This is a genomic window from Arsenophonus sp. (assembly GCA_031446085.1).
Lineage (GTDB): Bacteria > Pseudomonadota > Gammaproteobacteria > Enterobacterales > Enterobacteriaceae.
Map to the genome: position 1 here is coordinate 25,812 of CP132901.1, position 16,437 is coordinate 42,248.

Genomic DNA, 16,437 nt, shown 5'->3' on the forward strand with positions numbered 1-16,437 from the left:
GCCATATATAATGAAAAAATTATTGAAATCTGCAATTGATTTAAATTTATTTACTAATACTGATGTATACCTATCTTTATTATTATCTGAAAAAAATAATTTATTATTAATCGTAATATTTTCTTTGTTAAGTGCTCAAATTCGTTTAGGTCATGTTTGTTTATCATTTGATTTACTTCATGATCCAAATAATTTCTTTCATGATAGTAATCAAATAAATTTTGCTTTTTTCTTATGGAAAAAAGCAAAATTATTTGATTTTCATTTAATATATAATGAGATTTATAAGTCTTATTCTATATCCTTTAATAAGGATCAAATTAAACCTTTATTTTTTGAAAAAAATAAACTTTATTTTTATAATATGTGGTTAAATGAAGAAATTATTGTGAATTTTTTTTACAAAAATAAAAAAAAAAAAATTAATGAAAAAAAATTAGTTAAAATTTTGAATTTCGTTTTTCCAAAAAAAAATATTTTAGATTGGCAAAAAATAGCAGTACTTACTGCAATTACTAATAAAATTTCAATTATTATAGGTGAAGCTGGAACAGGAAAAACTACAATTATTGCTCGATTTTTATTAATTTTACTAAGATTATATAATAATCAACTAAATATTCAATTAGTTGCACCTACAGGAAAGGCAGCTGTTAGATTAACGGAATCTATTAATTTATATTTTGATAAAAATAAATATAAAAAGAAATCTTTTAAAGCTAAAACTATTCATCGTTTATTAGGATTTCAAAAAAATAATCAATCTTTTTTATATAATAAAAATAATAAATTAATTTTAGATGTATTAATTATTGATGAATCTTCAATGATAGATTTATCAGTAATGGCTAAATTAATTGAATCTATACCTAATCATGCTTATGTAATTTTTTTAGGAGATCCTAATCAATTATTTTCAGTAGGACCAGGATCAATTTTAGATAATTTGTCTTACTTTTCAAATATTGGATATAGTCAAAAGAAAATAAAACAATTTAAAAAACTTAGTGGATTAGATTTATCTTACTTACAATCAAACTGTAAGTATAAAATTAAAGATAGTATATGTTTATTAAAAGAAAATTATCGTTTTAAAAAAAAATCTAAAATTTATGAGTTAGCTAATTTAGTTAAAGAAAAAAAAATTAAAGAAATTAAAAAATTTTTATTTATTAAAAATAATGAAGTTAAATTTTATTCAATTTGTTCTTTTAAAACATATAAGGATTTTATTTTAGAAATTATAAAACCATATTTAAAATATTTTAAAATGATTAAAAAAACGAATATTAATTATAAATTAATATTATCTTATTTTAATCAATATCGTATTCTTACACCCATTAAAACTGGACCATTTGGTGTAAAAAAACTAAACTTTTATTTAGAAAAAATACTTTCTGATCAAAATTTAATAAAATATAAGACAAATAATATAATGTATAATTATTATGAAGGTTGTCCTATTATGATTAAAAAAAATGATTATAATTTAAAATTGTTTAATGGAGATTTAGGTATTGTTTTAAATGATAATGAGAATGGATTAAAAGCATATTTCATGTCCCATAAAAATCATTTAAGAAAAATTGCTTTAAATTTGTTACCTGAACATGAAACTAGTTTTGTAATGACAATACATAAGTCACAGGGTTCAGAATTTAAAAAAATTACTTTAATTATCCCACCTAGTATAAAAGAATTTTCTGATAAGAACTTAATTTATACTGCTATTACAAGAGCTAAAGATAAGTTAAATATATTTTCAGATATTAATGTTTTTATTCAAGGTATTTTAAAAAATACAAAAAGAAATAGTGGATTAATTGATAAATTAATATCAAAATATAAGAGATTGATTTAAAAAAATATTTAATAATTTATTATTCTAATAAATTCATTGTTGTTATATGAAATCCTCCATCAACGTGTATAATTTCTCCAGTGATACCTTTAGACAGATCAGAACATAAAAATGTAGCACAATTACCTATATCTTCAGAATTAATTATAATTTTTAAAGGTGTAACATTTTTATAAAACGATAACATTTTTCTAAAATTTTTAATACGAGAAGAAGCTAGTGTTTTAATTGGTCCTGAAGAAATACCATTTACTCTAATATTTTTTTCTCCCATATAATTTGCCATGTATTTTACATTTGCTTCTAGGGATGCTTTGGCAGGTCCCATAACATTATAATTTGGTACTACTCTTTCTGCACCTAAATATGTCAATGTTACTATTGAAGAATAAGGATTTAACATATTTCTACAAAATTTTGCAAGTGCTACAAGACTATATGAACTAATAGAATGAGAAATTATAAATCCTTTTCTTGTTACCGTATTAATATAATCATCTTTTAATTCTTCTGTTGGTGCATATGCAATTGAATGAATAAAACCATCAAAAGTCTTCCATTTTTTTTTTAATTGGATAAACAAATTTTGAATACTTTCATCTGAAGAAACATCACATGGTAAGACAATATCAGAATTAAAATCTTGAGCTATTTTTAAAATTTTATTTTTTATTTTTTCATTTTGGTATGTAAATGCTAATTTTGCACCATACTTATATAGGCAATTTGCAATTCCAAATGAAATAGAATATTTATTACTTAATCCAGTAATTAAAATTTTTTTTTTATTTACTATATTCATATATTTCCCTTGATAGCTATATAACTAATATATGTTAATATATAATGTATATTTTTGATATAATATTTTAAATATGAGTAACTTTATATTAGTTTTTGATTTGAAACAACATTTATTTAGAATTTTTATAATTTTATATTTTGATTACATAATAATAATTTATATTTGAGAAATTAATTATAATGGACATTAATATACTTAATAAAAAAATTAAATCTTTATTTAAAAAAATTATTTTACTAAAAAATTTACTTTGACTATGAAAATAAAAAAGAACAATTGAAATTAATTAACCTAGAATTGGAAAAACATTGTAATTGGAATAAAGTTTCTTCTTTAAAAAAGAAGTTTATTTCTTTAAATCATATTATTCAACCTATTCAGAATTTTATTAATGATTTAAATGATATTAAAGAGCTACTAAATATTAGTATTCAAAATTCTGATTATAATTTTTTAAATGAAATATATTTAGAGTTAAAAAAATATAAAAAAAAATTAAAAGAAATAGAGACGAAAATTTTTTTTCCAAATAAAGTTGATTCTTTAAATTGTTATTTAGATTTACAATCTGGATCTGGAGGGTTTGATGCACAAGATTGGAGTCATATGTTATTAAAAATGTATTTACGTTGGGGTTATTTAAAAGGTTTTAAAACAGACATCACTCATATCAATGCAGGAGATTTTTGTGGGTTAAAATCAGCTACTATAAAAATATTGGGTAAATATGCTTATGGATGGTTTAGAACAGAAACTGGAGTACATAGATTAGTAAGAAAAAGTAAATTTGATTATGGTAATAAGCGTCATACTTCTTTTAGTTCTGTATTTGTTTATCCAGAAATCAGTGATAATATAAAAATTGATATTAATAATTCTGATTTAAGAATTGATGTCTATAGATCTTCAGGTTCTGGAGGGCAACATGTGAATACTACTGAATCTGCTGTACGTATCATTCATATTCCTACTGGAATAATATCACAATGTCAAAATGAAAGATCTCAACATAAAAATAAAAAATATGCGTTAAAACAATTAAGATCAAAATTGTATAAATTAGAATTAGAAAAAAAACAACAGATCAAAAAAAAAATTGAAAGTAATAAATCTAATATTACATGGGGATATCAAATTCGTTCATATATATTAGATGATTCTAGAATTAAAGATTTACGTACTGGTTTAGAAACTAGAGACGTGCAATCTATTTTAGATGGAAACTTAGATTTTTTTATAGAAAATAATTTGAGATTAGGTCTATAAATAAGTAGGTTAAAATGTTAAAAAAAAAAAATGGTCAACAAATTTTGGATAAAAAGAATAAAAATAAAAAAAATCAGAAAATAAGTAAAAATGGTATTTTTTTATATCCAGATAATTTTTATAAAGAAGATTTATCTAGTACACTACATTCAAAATATAGTTATAAGACTGCCCAAGAACTTGTTAATTTAAATGTAAATGTTAGTTTTGCTGGACGTATAATGAGTCGTAGAATTATGGGTAAGGCATCTTTTGCACATATTCAAGATTATGAAGGACAGATTCAGATTTATGTTACACAAAATAATATTTCAGATTCATTATACAATGATCATTTTAAATCTTGGAATATAGGAGATATTATCGGAGTTAAAGGTATTTTATTTAAAACAAAGAGAGGTGAGTTAACAATAAATTGTTATGAAGTTTTGTTATTATCAAAAGTATTAAAGTCTTTTCCTGATAAATTTCATGGATTAGTAAATAAAGAAATTAGGTATAGAAAACGTTATCTTGATTTAATTTCAAATTCTCGAACTCGTAAAACTTTTTTAACTCGTTCAAAAATTATTTCTTGTATACGTGATTTTATGATTAAAAAAAATTTTTTAGAAGTTGAAACGCCTATGATGCAAAATATTCCCGGTGGTGCTTTAGCTAAACCTTTTATAACTCATCATAATTCATTAAATATGAAAATGTATTTGAGAATATCTCCAGAGTTATATTTAAAACGTTTAATCGTTGGGGGGTTTGAAAAAATTTTTGAAATTAATAAAAATTTTCGTAATGAAGGATTATCTTCATATCATAATCCTGAATTTACTATGATGGAACTTTATATGGCTTATTCTAATTATAAGGATCTTATGATTCTTATTAAAGAATTATTTTGTGATGTTACTAATAAAATTTTTGGTTCTCCAATTATTAAATGTGGTTGCCAAGAATTAGATTTTTCAAAATCATTTTTTTCTATGACTATGATAGAATCTATTTTAAAATATATTCCAAATATTAATTCTAATGACTTAAAATCATTACCAAGATTAAAAAAAATAGCACAGAAATTAGATATTAAAATAGAAAAAAAATGGGGAATAGGAAAAATACAATTTGAAATTTTTGAAAAGATAGTGCCAAAAAATTTAATACAACCTACTTTCATTACAGAGTATCCAATTGAAGTTTCTCCTTTAGCTCGTTCTAATGATTTAAATTCATCAATTACTGATAGATTTGAATTATATATTAATGGATGTGAGATTGGAAATGGATTTTCTGAGTTAAGTGATCCTATAGAACAAAAAAATCGTTTTTTAAATCAAATTCAAAATAAAGATATAAAAAAAAGTTCAGTAAATTTTTTTGATAAAGATTATATTACTGCATTAAAATATGGATTACCTCCTACTGCTGGATTGGGAATCGGAATTGATCGTGTTGTTATGCTTTTAACAAATCATGATAATATTAAAGATGTAATTTTATTTCCAACTTTTAAAAAAGATACTTAATTAATATTAGATAGGAAAACTTTTTTTTTAGAATCATTTATTATTTTTTATTTAGCATTTTAAATGCTAATTTTTGCAACGTTTATCATTAATCATTTATTTTTCTATTTAATTTATTTACAAAAAATAAATTTAGGGTTTTTTAATGAAATTTTTTAAATTAAAAAAAAAGATAAAAATAATTGAATTATTAACTTATCTTATTATTCTAAGTAATTGTAAAATGGTATTAATGAATCCAAAAGGGTTAATTAGTTCTGAACAAAAAGAAATTATAATATTTTCATTATTTTTATTATTGCTTATAATCATTCCTGTAATATTAATGACTATTATTTTTTCTATAAAATATAATGAAAATAATAAAAAATCTATTTATAAACCAGATTGGGATTATTCTGCTAAAATTGAAATAATTTGTTGGGTTATTCCTGTTATTATAATCAGTCTTTTATCTTTTATTGCTTGGAAAAGTACACATAAATTAGATCCATATATTGAGTTAAATAATATTAAATCAAAAAATAATCCAATAACAATTCAAGTCATTTCATCTGATTGGAAATGGATTTTTATCTATCCAGAATACAATATTGCAACTATTAATGAAATATCGTTTCCAGTTGATGTTCCTATTAATTTTCGTATTACTTCTGCTTCTGTTATGAATTCTTTTTTTATTCCTGCGTTAGGTGGACAAATTTATTCTATGGCTGGAATGCAAACAAAATTGCATTTAATGGCTGATACAATTGGTGTTTATAAAGGATTTTCTTCTAGTTACAGTGGGCATGGTTTTTCAAATATGAAATTTAAAGTGATAGTTTGTAATAATGAAGATTATTATAAATGGATTAAAAATGTGCAGCATTCTTCAAGAAAAATTGATAAGATGGAATCTTTTAATAAGATACTAAAGGAAAATAATCATAATTATTATACAATGCATTTTTCATATTTTAGCCCTAATATTTATAAAGATTTAATATTAAGTTTTGCACATCATCATCATAAAAAAGATAATCAAATTAAAAATAATAATCATTAACAGATTAAGGAGAAAATATGTGGGGAAAATTAACATTAGATGCTATTCCTTTCAATGAACCAATTATTATTTATACTTTAATTTGTATTATGTTTTTTGGATTATGTTTGTGTATTTATCTTACTTATTTTTCAAAATGGAAATGGTTATGGAATAACTGGTTAACAAGTTTGGATCATAAAAAAATAGGAATAATGTATATCATTGTTTCTATTTTAATGTTAATTCGTGGTTTTGCAGATGCTCTGATGATGAGAGGACAACAATTTTTATCTTCTGGTGGAAAAGTTGGATTTTTACCTCCTCATCATTATGATCAAATTTTTACTGCACATGGAGTTATAATGATCTTTTTTGTTGCTATGCCTCTAATTATCGGATTAATGAATTTTGTTATTCCTTTACAAATTGGTGCACGTGATGTTGCATTTCCATTTTTAAATTCTTTAAGTTTTTGGTTGTTTTTTTCAAGTGTTATTTTGATGAATCTTTCTTTAGGATTTGGTGAATTTGCTCAAACTGGGTGGTTAGCATATCCACCATTATCTGAAAAAGAATATAGTCCTGGAGTAGGTGTAGATTATTGGATATGGAGTATTCAAATTTCTGGAATTGGCACTATGTTAACAGGTATTAATTTATTAGTAACCATTTTAAAAATGCGAATTTCAGGTATGTCTATGATGAAAATGCCAATTTTTACTTGGACTACATTATGTAGTAATATCTTAATTATTGCTGCTTTTCCTATTCTTACAGTTACAATTTTATTATTAACTATGGATCGATATTTAGGTACCCATTTTTTTACAAATGATATGGGTGGTAATATGATGATGTACGTAAATTTAATATGGGCATGGGGACATCCAGAAGTCTATATATTGGTATTACCTGCTTTTGGGATATTTTCTGAAATTACAGCAACTTTTTGCAGAAAGAAAATATTTGGTTATAAATCATTAATTTGGGCTACTATTGTAATTACTTTTTTATCATTTATAGTTTGGTTACATCATTTCTTTACAATGGGTTCTGGGGCTAATGTGAATACTTTTTTTGGAATTGCTACAATGATTATTGCAATTCCTACTGGATTAAAAATATTTAATTGGTTATTCACAATGTATCATGGAAAAATTAGCTTTAAAACTCCTATGTTATGGACTGTAGGATTTATTATTTTATTTTCAATTGGTGGTATGACAGGTGTTTTATTGGCTATACCAAGTATTAATTATGTATTACATAATAGCGTATTTTTAATAGGGCATTTTCATAATGTTATTATTACTGGAGTAGTGTTTGGATGTTTTGCTGGAATAACTTATTGGTTTTCTAAAGCTTTTGGATTTTTATTAAATGAAAAATGGGGATTAATTAGTTTTATTTTTTGGATTGTTGGTTTTTTATTAGCATTTATGCCACTTTATATTTTAGGTTTTATGGGAATGACGAGAAGATTAAGTCAAAATATTGATGAACAATATCATTTCATGTTGACTATTGCTTTTGTTGGATCTATTTTTATATTATTTGGTATTATATCACAAGTAATACAATTTATTGTTAGTATCAGAGATCGTTCTCACAATTTAGATAAAAATGGTGATCCTTGGAATGGTCGTACTTTAGAATGGTCTATTATTTCTCCAGCTCCTTCATATAATTTTGCTATTCTTCCGGTTGTTAATCATCGTGATGCATGGTGGAGTATAAAAAACAAAAAAAATATATTTGGAAATAGAATGAAGTTATATCAACCTATTTATATTCCATCTAATAATTATATTGGAATATTAATCGGGTTATTTTCTCTATTTTTTAGTTTTGCAATGGTTTGGCATATCTGGTGGTTATCTATTTTGAGTATATTATCTATATTATTGATCTGTATTTTAAAATTTTTAGATAATGAAACGAAACATTATTGTATATCTATTAAAAAAATAATAGAAATTGAAAATAAAAATGTTGATTTTTTAAAAAAAATAAAGGAATAAAATATTGCAATGAATTCAATAATAAAAAGGCATTTATTAAATAATGAAGATTTTTATAAGGATAAAAATTCAATTACAGTATTTGGATTTTGGATTTATTTGATGAGTGATTTAATTGTTTTTTCTTGTTTATTTTCTATTTATTTTGTTTTATCAGATTTTAAATCGTACCAAATGATTGAAAAATATTTTTTTAATATTTCTGTTGTTATAGAGACATTTATTTTATTAATTAGTAGTGTAACTTGTAGTTTTTCTATATTTTTTTTATATACTAAAAAAAAAAAGATAGTTAATTTTTGGTTATTTATTACTTTTATTTTAGGATTATTATTTTTTTTAATGGAGTTTTTCCATTTTTTTCAATTGATTAATTTAGGATATACTCCAAAATTAAATGCATTTTTATCATCTTGGTTTATTTTATTAGGAACACATTTATTACATATTTTTTTTGCTCTAATATGGATTATATTTATGTTTATTAGTTTTAAAACGAAAGGTTTTAATCAAACTAATCGTATTAGATTACATTGCTTAGGGTATTTTTGGCATTTTTTAGATATCATTTGGATTTTAATTTTTAATTTTATTTTTTTATTAGGATTGTAATTATGAAAAAAAAAATAAATGATTATTTATATTTGAAGTGCATTAAATCTTATTTAATAGGATTTTTTTTACTATTCTTCTCTATATTTTTTTCCATTTTATTTAAAATAAATTTGTGGGGTAAATATAATTTATTTTTTATTAGTATAATTACAATTTATCAAATTATTGTTCATTTTATTTATTTTTTAGATATAAATTTAGATGTAGAAAATCGTTTACATTTATTTTCATTTATTTTTGCAATATCTATTGCAATGATTCTTATTTTTGGATCATTGTGGATTATGTATCATTTAAATTATAATATGATTCTTGATCATTCTTCTAATTAAATGCATAGTTTAATTAGTTCATATATTGAAATTATAAAACCTCGAATAGTTTTTGGAAATTTAATTTCTTTAATAGCTGGTTTTTTTGTAGCATTAAAAGGAGAAATAAGCTATTCGTTATTAGTTAATGTTTTATTAGGTGTTTTTTTTATTACTGCTTCTGCTTCTATTTTTAATAATTATTTTGATAGAAATATTGATTCTTTGATGAAGAGAACAAAAAACAGAGTGTTAGTAACAAAAGAGATTAATACTAATTTTGCATTAATATATGGAATTTTGTTATTTTTAATTGGTTTTATATGGTTATTGTTAAAAACAAATAAATTAGTATTATTTTTTACTTTATTTGGTTTTATTTTTTATGCATTGATCTATACTTATACAAAACGTGTGACATCTTATAGTATTTTAATAGGAAGTTTATCTGGTGCTGTACTTCCTTTAATAGGTTATTGTGCTTTATCATCTGCATTAAATCTAGAAATTATTATTTTATTTTTTATTTTTATTTTATGGCAAATGCCTCATTCTTACTGTATTATTTTATTACATTTAAATGATTATCGTTCTGCAAAAATTCCGGTTTTACCATTAATAAAAAGTATTTATATTACAAAAATTCATATTTTTATATATATATTTTTTTTTATAATTTTAAAATTCTTTTATTTTTTTAAATATATAAAGCATCATTTTTTCTTTATTCATAATTTTCTTGATATTTTATGGTTTTTTTTATCAATTATTGGTTTTAAAGATAATCTTAATGAGAAAATTTGGTCTCGTTCTATTTTTATTTTTTCTATCATTATTATTATGTTAACAAATATAATAATAATTTATAATAAATTAGTTATTTTGTATTTTAATAACTAAAATAAAAAATATACTATACAAATATTTTTATGTTTAAAAAAGAATTAAAAATAGTTTTTATATTAGCATTTGTTTTATTATTTCGCGTTTTTGGTATTTCTATAATATTTCCAATATTTACTAATTATTTATTAACTTTAAAAACAGTTAATAAAATATTAATTTCTTTAACAATTGGTATTTATGGATTTAGTCAATCATTTTTTCAAATTCCATTGGGGATATTATCAGATTTTTTTGGTCGTAAAAAAGTAATTATTTTTGGTTTATGTATTTTTATTTTAGGATGTTTAGTTGTTGTCATAGAAAAATCTATTTATGGAATTATGATTGGTCGTTTTTTACAAGGATCAGGTGCAATTTCTTCTGTTATATTAGCTTTAGCATCAGATTCTATCTCTGAAAAAAATAGAACTATTTTGATGGCCTTAATAGGTATTATTTTTGGAATTAGTTTTAGTATAGGAATTGCAATGAGTCCAATTATATATGATTTATTTGGATTAAATAATGTACTTTTTTTGATTTCATTTTTTTCTTTTTTGTCAATATTAATGATTTTTTATTACATTCCTAAAGATAATCCTATTAATATGAATTTTAGTTTTTACATTGTTAAAAATGTAATTAAAAAAATTTTGATCAATAAAAATATTTTAAAACTAAATTGTAGTATATTTTTATTACATATGTTATTGATGTCAAATTTTATTATTTTATTTCCGATTATAAAAAAATTTGGAATTTCATCTATACAACAGACAAAAATTTATTTTTTTGTTTTATTTTTTTCTTTAATTATATCTTTTATATTATTGTATCAATTTAAACCTTCTAAAAAAATTTTACAAAATTCTATAATACTTTTATTTATTTCAATATTATTTTTTTTATTTTATAAACAGCATATTTATTTTTTTTTATTTGGATTACAGATTTTTTTTATAGGTTTTAATATAATTGAATCTATTTTACCAGCTATATTAGTAAGAATAGCATCTTTTCCTTATAAAGGAACTACAATGAGTTTATTTTTAACTAGTCAATTTTTTGGTCTTGGTTTTGGTGGAATAATATTTGGATATCTTTATTCTATTGTGGATAATCTTCTATTATTATTAATAATAGAATTAATTATTCTTATTTTATGGTTTTTGATTGTTTTTCATTTAGATGATGGTTTATATTTAACTAATTTTAATTACTTAATGAAAAATAAAAATATAAATATTGATATTTTAATCAAGGATTTAATGAATATTAAAGGAATAAAAGAAGTTTTTTTATCAAAAAATAAAGACGTTATTTACATTAAAGTAAATAACTTAATATTAAGTAAAAATAAAGTAATTAATTTTATAGATAAATATTAATTACTTTATTTATTTTTTTAAAATCTTAATTTTTTTGAAGCCTTTTTCTATCAAAAAGAAGGCTTGTAATCGACTCATAATTCCTTTTTCACAATATAATAAATAACTTTTTTCTTTTGATAATTGATGATATTCTGATTGAATTTTATAAAATGGCATTAATTTTATTTTTGTTTTTTTCAAGATAAGTGGATTTTTTTTTTGATCATACGTAGATCGTACATCTAAAATTGTGTCTTCTTTAGAATTTTTTTGAACAATTTTTAAAGAAAAAATATTTTTTATATTTTTTTTCATATAAAATATTTATCTATAATAATTAATAAAATTATATTATATATAGATTTGTTTTTCAATATTTTATGTCATAATAGATAAAGATTTACAACAATGCATTTTTTTTATTAAAAATTCTAAAAAAACAAAATTACAAATATATTAATTTTTATTTAAAATAATTTATGATTTCTTTTTATGATCAATTAATTTGGGTTAAAAAACATGTTGATGATATATTATCATTACAATTTGAAAAAAAATATCCTAAAAAAACAAAACTTATTTCTGCTATAAAATATAGTTTATTATTTGGTGGAAAACGTTTTCGACCATTTTTAGCATATGCGATTGGTTCAATATTAAATATTTCAGAAAAAGTTTTAGATGTACTTGCAATTTCAGTTGAATGTATTCATACATATTCCTTAATTCATGATGATTTACCTGCAATGGATAATGATATTTTAAGAAGAGGGAAAAAGACTTGTCATGTTGTTTTTGGAGAAGCACATGCTATTTTAGCAGGAGATGCATTACATAATCTTGCTTTTGAACTTTTATCTTCTACATACATGCCTGGAATTAATGATAAAATGAAATTACTCTTTATAAGAGAATTATCTAGTGCTATAGGGATAAATGGAATGTGTCTTGGACAAGCATTAGATATAGAATTAGAAAATAATACAATTGATAAAAAAATGTTGAAATTTATTCATTTAAATAAAACTGGTGCATTAATTCGAGCAACAATAAGAATGACAGCATTTGCGGGTGGTTATTTAGGAAAAAAAATTTTACCTTTACTAGATAAATATGCTGATATTATTGGATTATTATTTCAAATTCATGATGATGTTTTAGATACTATAGGAGATATTAAAAAAATAGGAAAAACTACTAAAATTGATCAAAGAAATAAAAAAAACACTTATGTTTCATTATTAGGTTTAAAAAAAACTCAAAATATAATTTTTTTTTTACATAAAAAAGCATTATTTATTTTAAATAAAATTGAAAAAAAATACGATATAAATGTTATGATATTAAAAGATTTAACTAATTTTATTATTCAAAGAGATCATTAAAAACTTTTTATCTAATAATTTATATTAAAATTAAAAAAAATATAAAGATGAATATTAAAAAAGATTGTTATCCAATACTTTCATTAATAAATAATCCTAAAGATTTGCGTCGTTTATCCAAAATTAAATTACCTCAATTATGTAATGAATTACGTTTTTTTTTGTTAAAAAGTGTTAGTAAATCTAGTGGACATTTTGCTTCAGGTTTAGGTGTAATTGAATTAACAGTTGCTTTACATTATATTTATAATACTCCATTTGATAATATTATATGGGATGTTGGCCATCAAGCATATCCTCATAAGATTTTAACTGAAAGGAAAAAAAAAATTTACACTATAAGAAAAGATCATGGACTACATCCTTTTCCATGTCGCGAAGAAAGTATATATGATACGTTTAGTGTTGGACATTCTTCTACTTCTATTAGTGCAGGTTTAGGTATGGCTGTAGCAGCAGAATATGAAAAAAAAAATAGAAAAACTATTTGCGTTATAGGAGATGGCGGAATAACATCAGGTATGGCTTATGAAGCAATGAATCATGCCGGGTATATTAATAAAGACATATTAGTTATCTTAAATGATAATCAAATGTCAATTTCAGAAAATGTTGGTTATTTAAGTAAATACTTAAATAAATTGTTTTTTTCTTATTTTAATTTGAATTCAAAAAATAAAAAAACTAAATTTTTATTTAAAATACCTTTTATTAAAAGATTCTTTGAAAAGGCATTAAGTTCAAATACTATATTTGAAGCATTAGGTTTTAATTATATTGGTATTATTGATGGTCATGATATTAAAAAATTATTAAAAATTTTAAGTAAAATTAAAAAAATAAAAGGACCACATTTTTTACATTTAATTACAAAAAAAGGAAAAGGTTATAAACCTGCAGAAGAAGATCCGATTTCTTGGCATGCAGTACCTAAATTTAATTTAAAATCTTTTGTTTTTCCTAAAAAAACAAACAAAAAAACTTTTTCTGAATTTTTTGGAAAATGGTTATGTCAACAAGCTAGTCAAGATAAAAAATTAATTGTTATTACTCCAGCTATGCGAGAAGGTTCATGTTTAGTAAAATTTTCTGAATTATATCCAAGACAATTTTTTGATGTTGCTATTGCAGAACAACATGCTATTACGTTCGCTGCTGGTTTATCTATTGGTGGATATAATCCGATTATTTCAATTTATTCTTCTTTTTTACAAAGAGCTTATGATCAAGTAATACACGATATTGCAATTCAGAAAATTCCTGTTTTATTTGCAATTGATAGATCTGGCATAGTTGGTGCTGATGGACGTACACATCAAGGAGTATTCGATATTTCTTTTTTACGTTGTATACCAAATATAATTATTATGGTTCCTAGTGATGAAAATGAATTCAGACAAATGTTATATACAGGTTATTTTTATAAAAAATTTCCAGTATTTATACGATATCCTAAAAGAGAAATATTTGGTGTAAATTTAAAAAAAATATCTTCTATTCCAATAGGAAAAGCAAGAATATTACGTATAGGACAAAAGATCTCTATATTAAATTTTGGACCATTAGTCTTTGAAGCTATAAAAGCTGCTAAAATATTAAATGCAACTGTAATAGATATGCGTTTTGTAAAACCTTTAGATCAAAAAATTATATTAGAAACTGTCAAAAAACACGAATTTTTAGTAACTTTAGAAGAAAATTCTATTTATGGTGGAGCTGGAAGTGCTGTTAATGAATTTTTAATGAAAAAAAAATGTCTTATTCCTATTTTAAATCTTGGTATACCGGATTATTATATTGATCATGGTAATCAAAATAAAATTTTATCTAAATTAGGATTAGATTCACAAGGTATTTTGAATTCAATAAAAGAATATGTTAATTCTATTTAAAATATTTTAATCATATGTATTAAATTTATTAATATGATTGTTATAGACGATGCTACAATATCATCTAACATAATTCCTAATCCTCCTTTTATATTTTTTTCTATCCATTTTATAGGATGTGGTTTGAAAATATCTAATATTCTGAAAATAATAATACTAGTTATTATTATTTTATAGTTAATAAAGTTAGAAGTCATTATTAAAATTAACCACATTCCTACAAATTCATCCCATATAATACATTTATCATCATGTTTTTTAGTTATTTGTACTGTTTTATTACATATGAATATTCCTATTAAAAAAGTTATAATAATAAAAATCCAGTAGTAATTTTTAGGTAAAACTATTGTAATTATAGACCATATAAAAATTGATAAAATAGTACCAATAGTTCCTGGAAAGATAAATATTTTTCCAAATCCAAATCCAGTTGCTAAAAAATAATAAAAATAAGAAATATTTAATTTATTTTTTTTGTTCATTGATTAAAATGTTCAAATTTATTAATATTTAGTAATAATTGTTTTTTTTTATAAAAAAATTTTATTGTTCTAAAATTTTTATTTATTTTCCCGATACAAAAAGCTTTTAAGTTATTTTTTTTTAATAAAATTTCCAATTTTTTTTGTTTTTTTTTAGGTACAGTAAAACAAAGTTCATAATCTTCTCCTCCAGATACTGCTAGTTCAAAAATATTTTTTTTAGATATTTGTTTTTTAATAGATTTTGATAATGGTATTAAATCTAATTGAATTTCAGCACCACAATTGCTTTTATTTAAAATATGACTTAAATCAGAATATAGTCCATCTGATATATCAATATTTGATGAAGCAATAGATCTAATAATGATACCGTGTAAGATTTTTGGATCAGGTTTTAAATGTTTCTTAATAAAAAAATTATAATCATGTTTGTTTTTAATATATATTTTTTTATCAAGTAGTAATAATCCTACTGCACTATCTCCTAATGGTCCTGTTATATAGATTTTATCATTATGCATAGCACCTGATCTCGTTAGAGCTTTTCCATATGGAACAAATCCATATGCTGTATATGTTAGGCTCATAGGACCTTTTGTTGTATCTCCTCCAATTAGTTGAATTTTGTAAAAGTTTAATAGTTTAAATAAAGTGTTACTAAATTTTTTTAACCATATATGATTAATTTTAGGTAATGTAATTGCTAATGATATCCAAGTTGGGTGTGCACCCATTGCAGCTAAATCACTAAGATTTACACATAAAGATTTATGCGCTAAATATTCTGGTTTTATATTTGAAAAGAAATGAGTATTCTCTACTAGAGAATCTGTTGTTACTACTAATTGTTGTTTTTTTGGTATGGTTAATACAGCACCATCATCTCCTATTCCGATATTTGCTGTATATCTAATATTTTTTTTATTTTTTTTATTAAAAAAATATTTTATTACGTCAAATTCAGTATACATAGATTATTTATTAGATT

General features: G+C 21.9%; 15 protein-coding genes. 11 read left to right on the forward strand and 4 right to left on the reverse strand.

The annotated features are described in order from the left end of the window. Positions 1-10: 10 nt before the first annotated feature. Positions 11-1,864: an exodeoxyribonuclease V subunit alpha gene (recD, locus tag RA161_00100; GenBank protein ID WMY97483.1), complete on the forward strand. Its 1,854-nt coding sequence runs from the start codon at positions 11-13 to the stop codon at positions 1,862-1,864. Between the two features lie 19 nt (positions 1,865-1,883). On the opposite strand, the gene RA161_00105 is transcribed toward recD, so the two are convergent. After that, positions 1,884-2,666 carry an SDR family oxidoreductase gene (locus RA161_00105; GenBank protein ID WMY97484.1) on the reverse strand — a complete coding sequence of 261 codons (783 nt, stop codon included), beginning with the start codon at positions 2,664-2,666 and terminating at the stop codon, positions 1,884-1,886. Positions 2,667-2,845: 179 nt separating this feature from the next. Here RA161_00105 and prfB point away from each other — a divergent pair. From prfB to RA161_00145, 8 genes are all read left to right on the forward strand, one after another. Next, a protein-coding gene (gene prfB, locus RA161_00110) for a peptide chain release factor 2 (GenBank protein ID WMY97739.1) occupies positions 2,846-3,935 on the forward strand; the annotation gives its coding sequence in 2 pieces (ribosomal slippage) (positions 2,846-2,914 and positions 2,916-3,935; 1,089 coding nt in all). A 14-nt stretch (positions 3,936-3,949) separates the two neighbouring features. Then, positions 3,950-5,452: a lysine--tRNA ligase gene (gene lysS / locus RA161_00115; protein WMY97485.1), complete on the forward strand. Its 1,503-nt coding sequence runs from the start codon at positions 3,950-3,952 to the stop codon at positions 5,450-5,452. A 145-nt stretch (positions 5,453-5,597) separates the two neighbouring features. After that, positions 5,598-6,500: a ubiquinol oxidase subunit II gene (cyoA, locus tag RA161_00120; protein ID WMY97486.1), complete on the forward strand. Its 903-nt coding sequence runs from the start codon at positions 5,598-5,600 to the stop codon at positions 6,498-6,500. 17 nt (positions 6,501-6,517) lie between these two features. Further along, positions 6,518-8,503, forward strand: coding sequence for a cytochrome o ubiquinol oxidase subunit I (cyoB, locus tag RA161_00125; GenBank protein ID WMY97487.1), 1,986 nt, complete (start codon positions 6,518-6,520; stop codon positions 8,501-8,503). A gap of 9 nt (positions 8,504-8,512) precedes the next feature. Next, on the forward strand, positions 8,513-9,115 hold the full coding sequence (locus RA161_00130; protein ID WMY97488.1) for a cytochrome c oxidase subunit 3: 603 nt from the start codon (positions 8,513-8,515) through the stop codon (positions 9,113-9,115). A 113-nt stretch (positions 9,116-9,228) separates the two neighbouring features. Further along, entirely contained in the window at positions 9,229-9,450 is a 222-nt protein-coding gene (locus tag RA161_00135) for a hypothetical protein (protein WMY97489.1), read from the forward strand. Continuing rightward, positions 9,451-10,329: a heme o synthase gene (gene cyoE, locus RA161_00140; GenBank protein ID WMY97490.1), complete on the forward strand. Its 879-nt coding sequence runs from the start codon at positions 9,451-9,453 to the stop codon at positions 10,327-10,329. It abuts the gene before it with no gap. Positions 10,330-10,358: 29 nt separating this feature from the next. Continuing rightward, on the forward strand, positions 10,359-11,702 hold the full coding sequence (locus RA161_00145) for an MFS transporter (GenBank protein WMY97491.1): 1,344 nt from the start codon (positions 10,359-10,361) through the stop codon (positions 11,700-11,702). 9 nt (positions 11,703-11,711) lie between these two features. Here RA161_00145 and RA161_00150 read toward each other — a convergent pair whose 3' ends face one another. Next, positions 11,712-11,999 (reverse strand): hypothetical protein, encoded by a 288-nt coding sequence (locus RA161_00150; protein ID WMY97492.1) that lies wholly within the window; start codon positions 11,997-11,999, stop codon positions 11,712-11,714. A 164-nt stretch (positions 12,000-12,163) separates the two neighbouring features. Here RA161_00150 and ispA point away from each other — a divergent pair, with 164 nt between their 5' ends. Both ispA and dxs read left to right on the forward strand, forming a co-directional pair. After that, entirely contained in the window at positions 12,164-13,069 is a 906-nt protein-coding gene (gene ispA / locus RA161_00155; protein ID WMY97493.1) for a (2E,6E)-farnesyl diphosphate synthase, read from the forward strand. Between the two features lie 47 nt (positions 13,070-13,116). Further along, positions 13,117-14,961: a 1-deoxy-D-xylulose-5-phosphate synthase gene (gene dxs / locus RA161_00160; GenBank protein ID WMY97494.1), complete on the forward strand. Its 1,845-nt coding sequence runs from the start codon at positions 13,117-13,119 to the stop codon at positions 14,959-14,961. On the opposite strand, the gene RA161_00165 is transcribed toward dxs, so the two are convergent. Further along, a complete protein-coding gene (locus tag RA161_00165; protein ID WMY97495.1) occupies positions 14,958-15,446 on the reverse strand; it encodes a phosphatidylglycerophosphatase A in 489 nt (162 codons plus the stop codon). The two genes, dxs and RA161_00165, sit on opposite strands and share 4 nt — an antisense overlap. Further along, positions 15,443-16,420: a thiamine-phosphate kinase gene (gene thiL, locus RA161_00170; protein ID WMY97496.1), complete on the reverse strand. Its 978-nt coding sequence runs from the start codon at positions 16,418-16,420 to the stop codon at positions 15,443-15,445. Before thiL ends, RA161_00165 begins: the two co-directional genes overlap by 4 nt. Between the last annotated feature and the right edge of the window lie 17 nt (positions 16,421-16,437).

What these genes read in the sequence shown, in the direction of transcription:
- recD (WMY97483.1), top strand. Translation starts at nt 11, where the DNA reads ATGAAAAAATTATTGAAATCTGCAATTGATTTAAATTTATTTACTAAT.
- RA161_00105 (WMY97484.1), bottom strand. Translation starts at nt 2,666, where the DNA reads ATGAATATAGTAAATAAAAAAAAAATTTTAATTACTGGATTAAGTAAT.
- lysS (WMY97485.1), top strand. Translation starts at nt 3,950, where the DNA reads ATGTTAAAAAAAAAAAATGGTCAACAAATTTTGGATAAAAAGAATAAA.
- cyoA (WMY97486.1), top strand. Translation starts at nt 5,598, where the DNA reads ATGAAATTTTTTAAATTAAAAAAAAAGATAAAAATAATTGAATTATTA.
- cyoB (WMY97487.1), top strand. Translation starts at nt 6,518, where the DNA reads ATGTGGGGAAAATTAACATTAGATGCTATTCCTTTCAATGAACCAATT.
- RA161_00130 (WMY97488.1), top strand. Translation starts at nt 8,513, where the DNA reads ATGAATTCAATAATAAAAAGGCATTTATTAAATAATGAAGATTTTTAT.
- cyoE (WMY97490.1), top strand. Translation starts at nt 9,451, where the DNA reads ATGCATAGTTTAATTAGTTCATATATTGAAATTATAAAACCTCGAATA.
- RA161_00145 (WMY97491.1), top strand. Translation starts at nt 10,359, where the DNA reads ATGTTTAAAAAAGAATTAAAAATAGTTTTTATATTAGCATTTGTTTTA.
- RA161_00150 (WMY97492.1), bottom strand. Translation starts at nt 11,999, where the DNA reads ATGAAAAAAAATATAAAAAATATTTTTTCTTTAAAAATTGTTCAAAAA.
- ispA (WMY97493.1), top strand. Translation starts at nt 12,164, where the DNA reads ATGATTTCTTTTTATGATCAATTAATTTGGGTTAAAAAACATGTTGAT.
- dxs (WMY97494.1), top strand. Translation starts at nt 13,117, where the DNA reads ATGAATATTAAAAAAGATTGTTATCCAATACTTTCATTAATAAATAAT.
- RA161_00165 (WMY97495.1), bottom strand. Translation starts at nt 15,446, where the DNA reads ATGAACAAAAAAAATAAATTAAATATTTCTTATTTTTATTATTTTTTA.
- thiL (WMY97496.1), bottom strand. Translation starts at nt 16,420, where the DNA reads ATGTATACTGAATTTGACGTAATAAAATATTTTTTTAATAAAAAAAAT.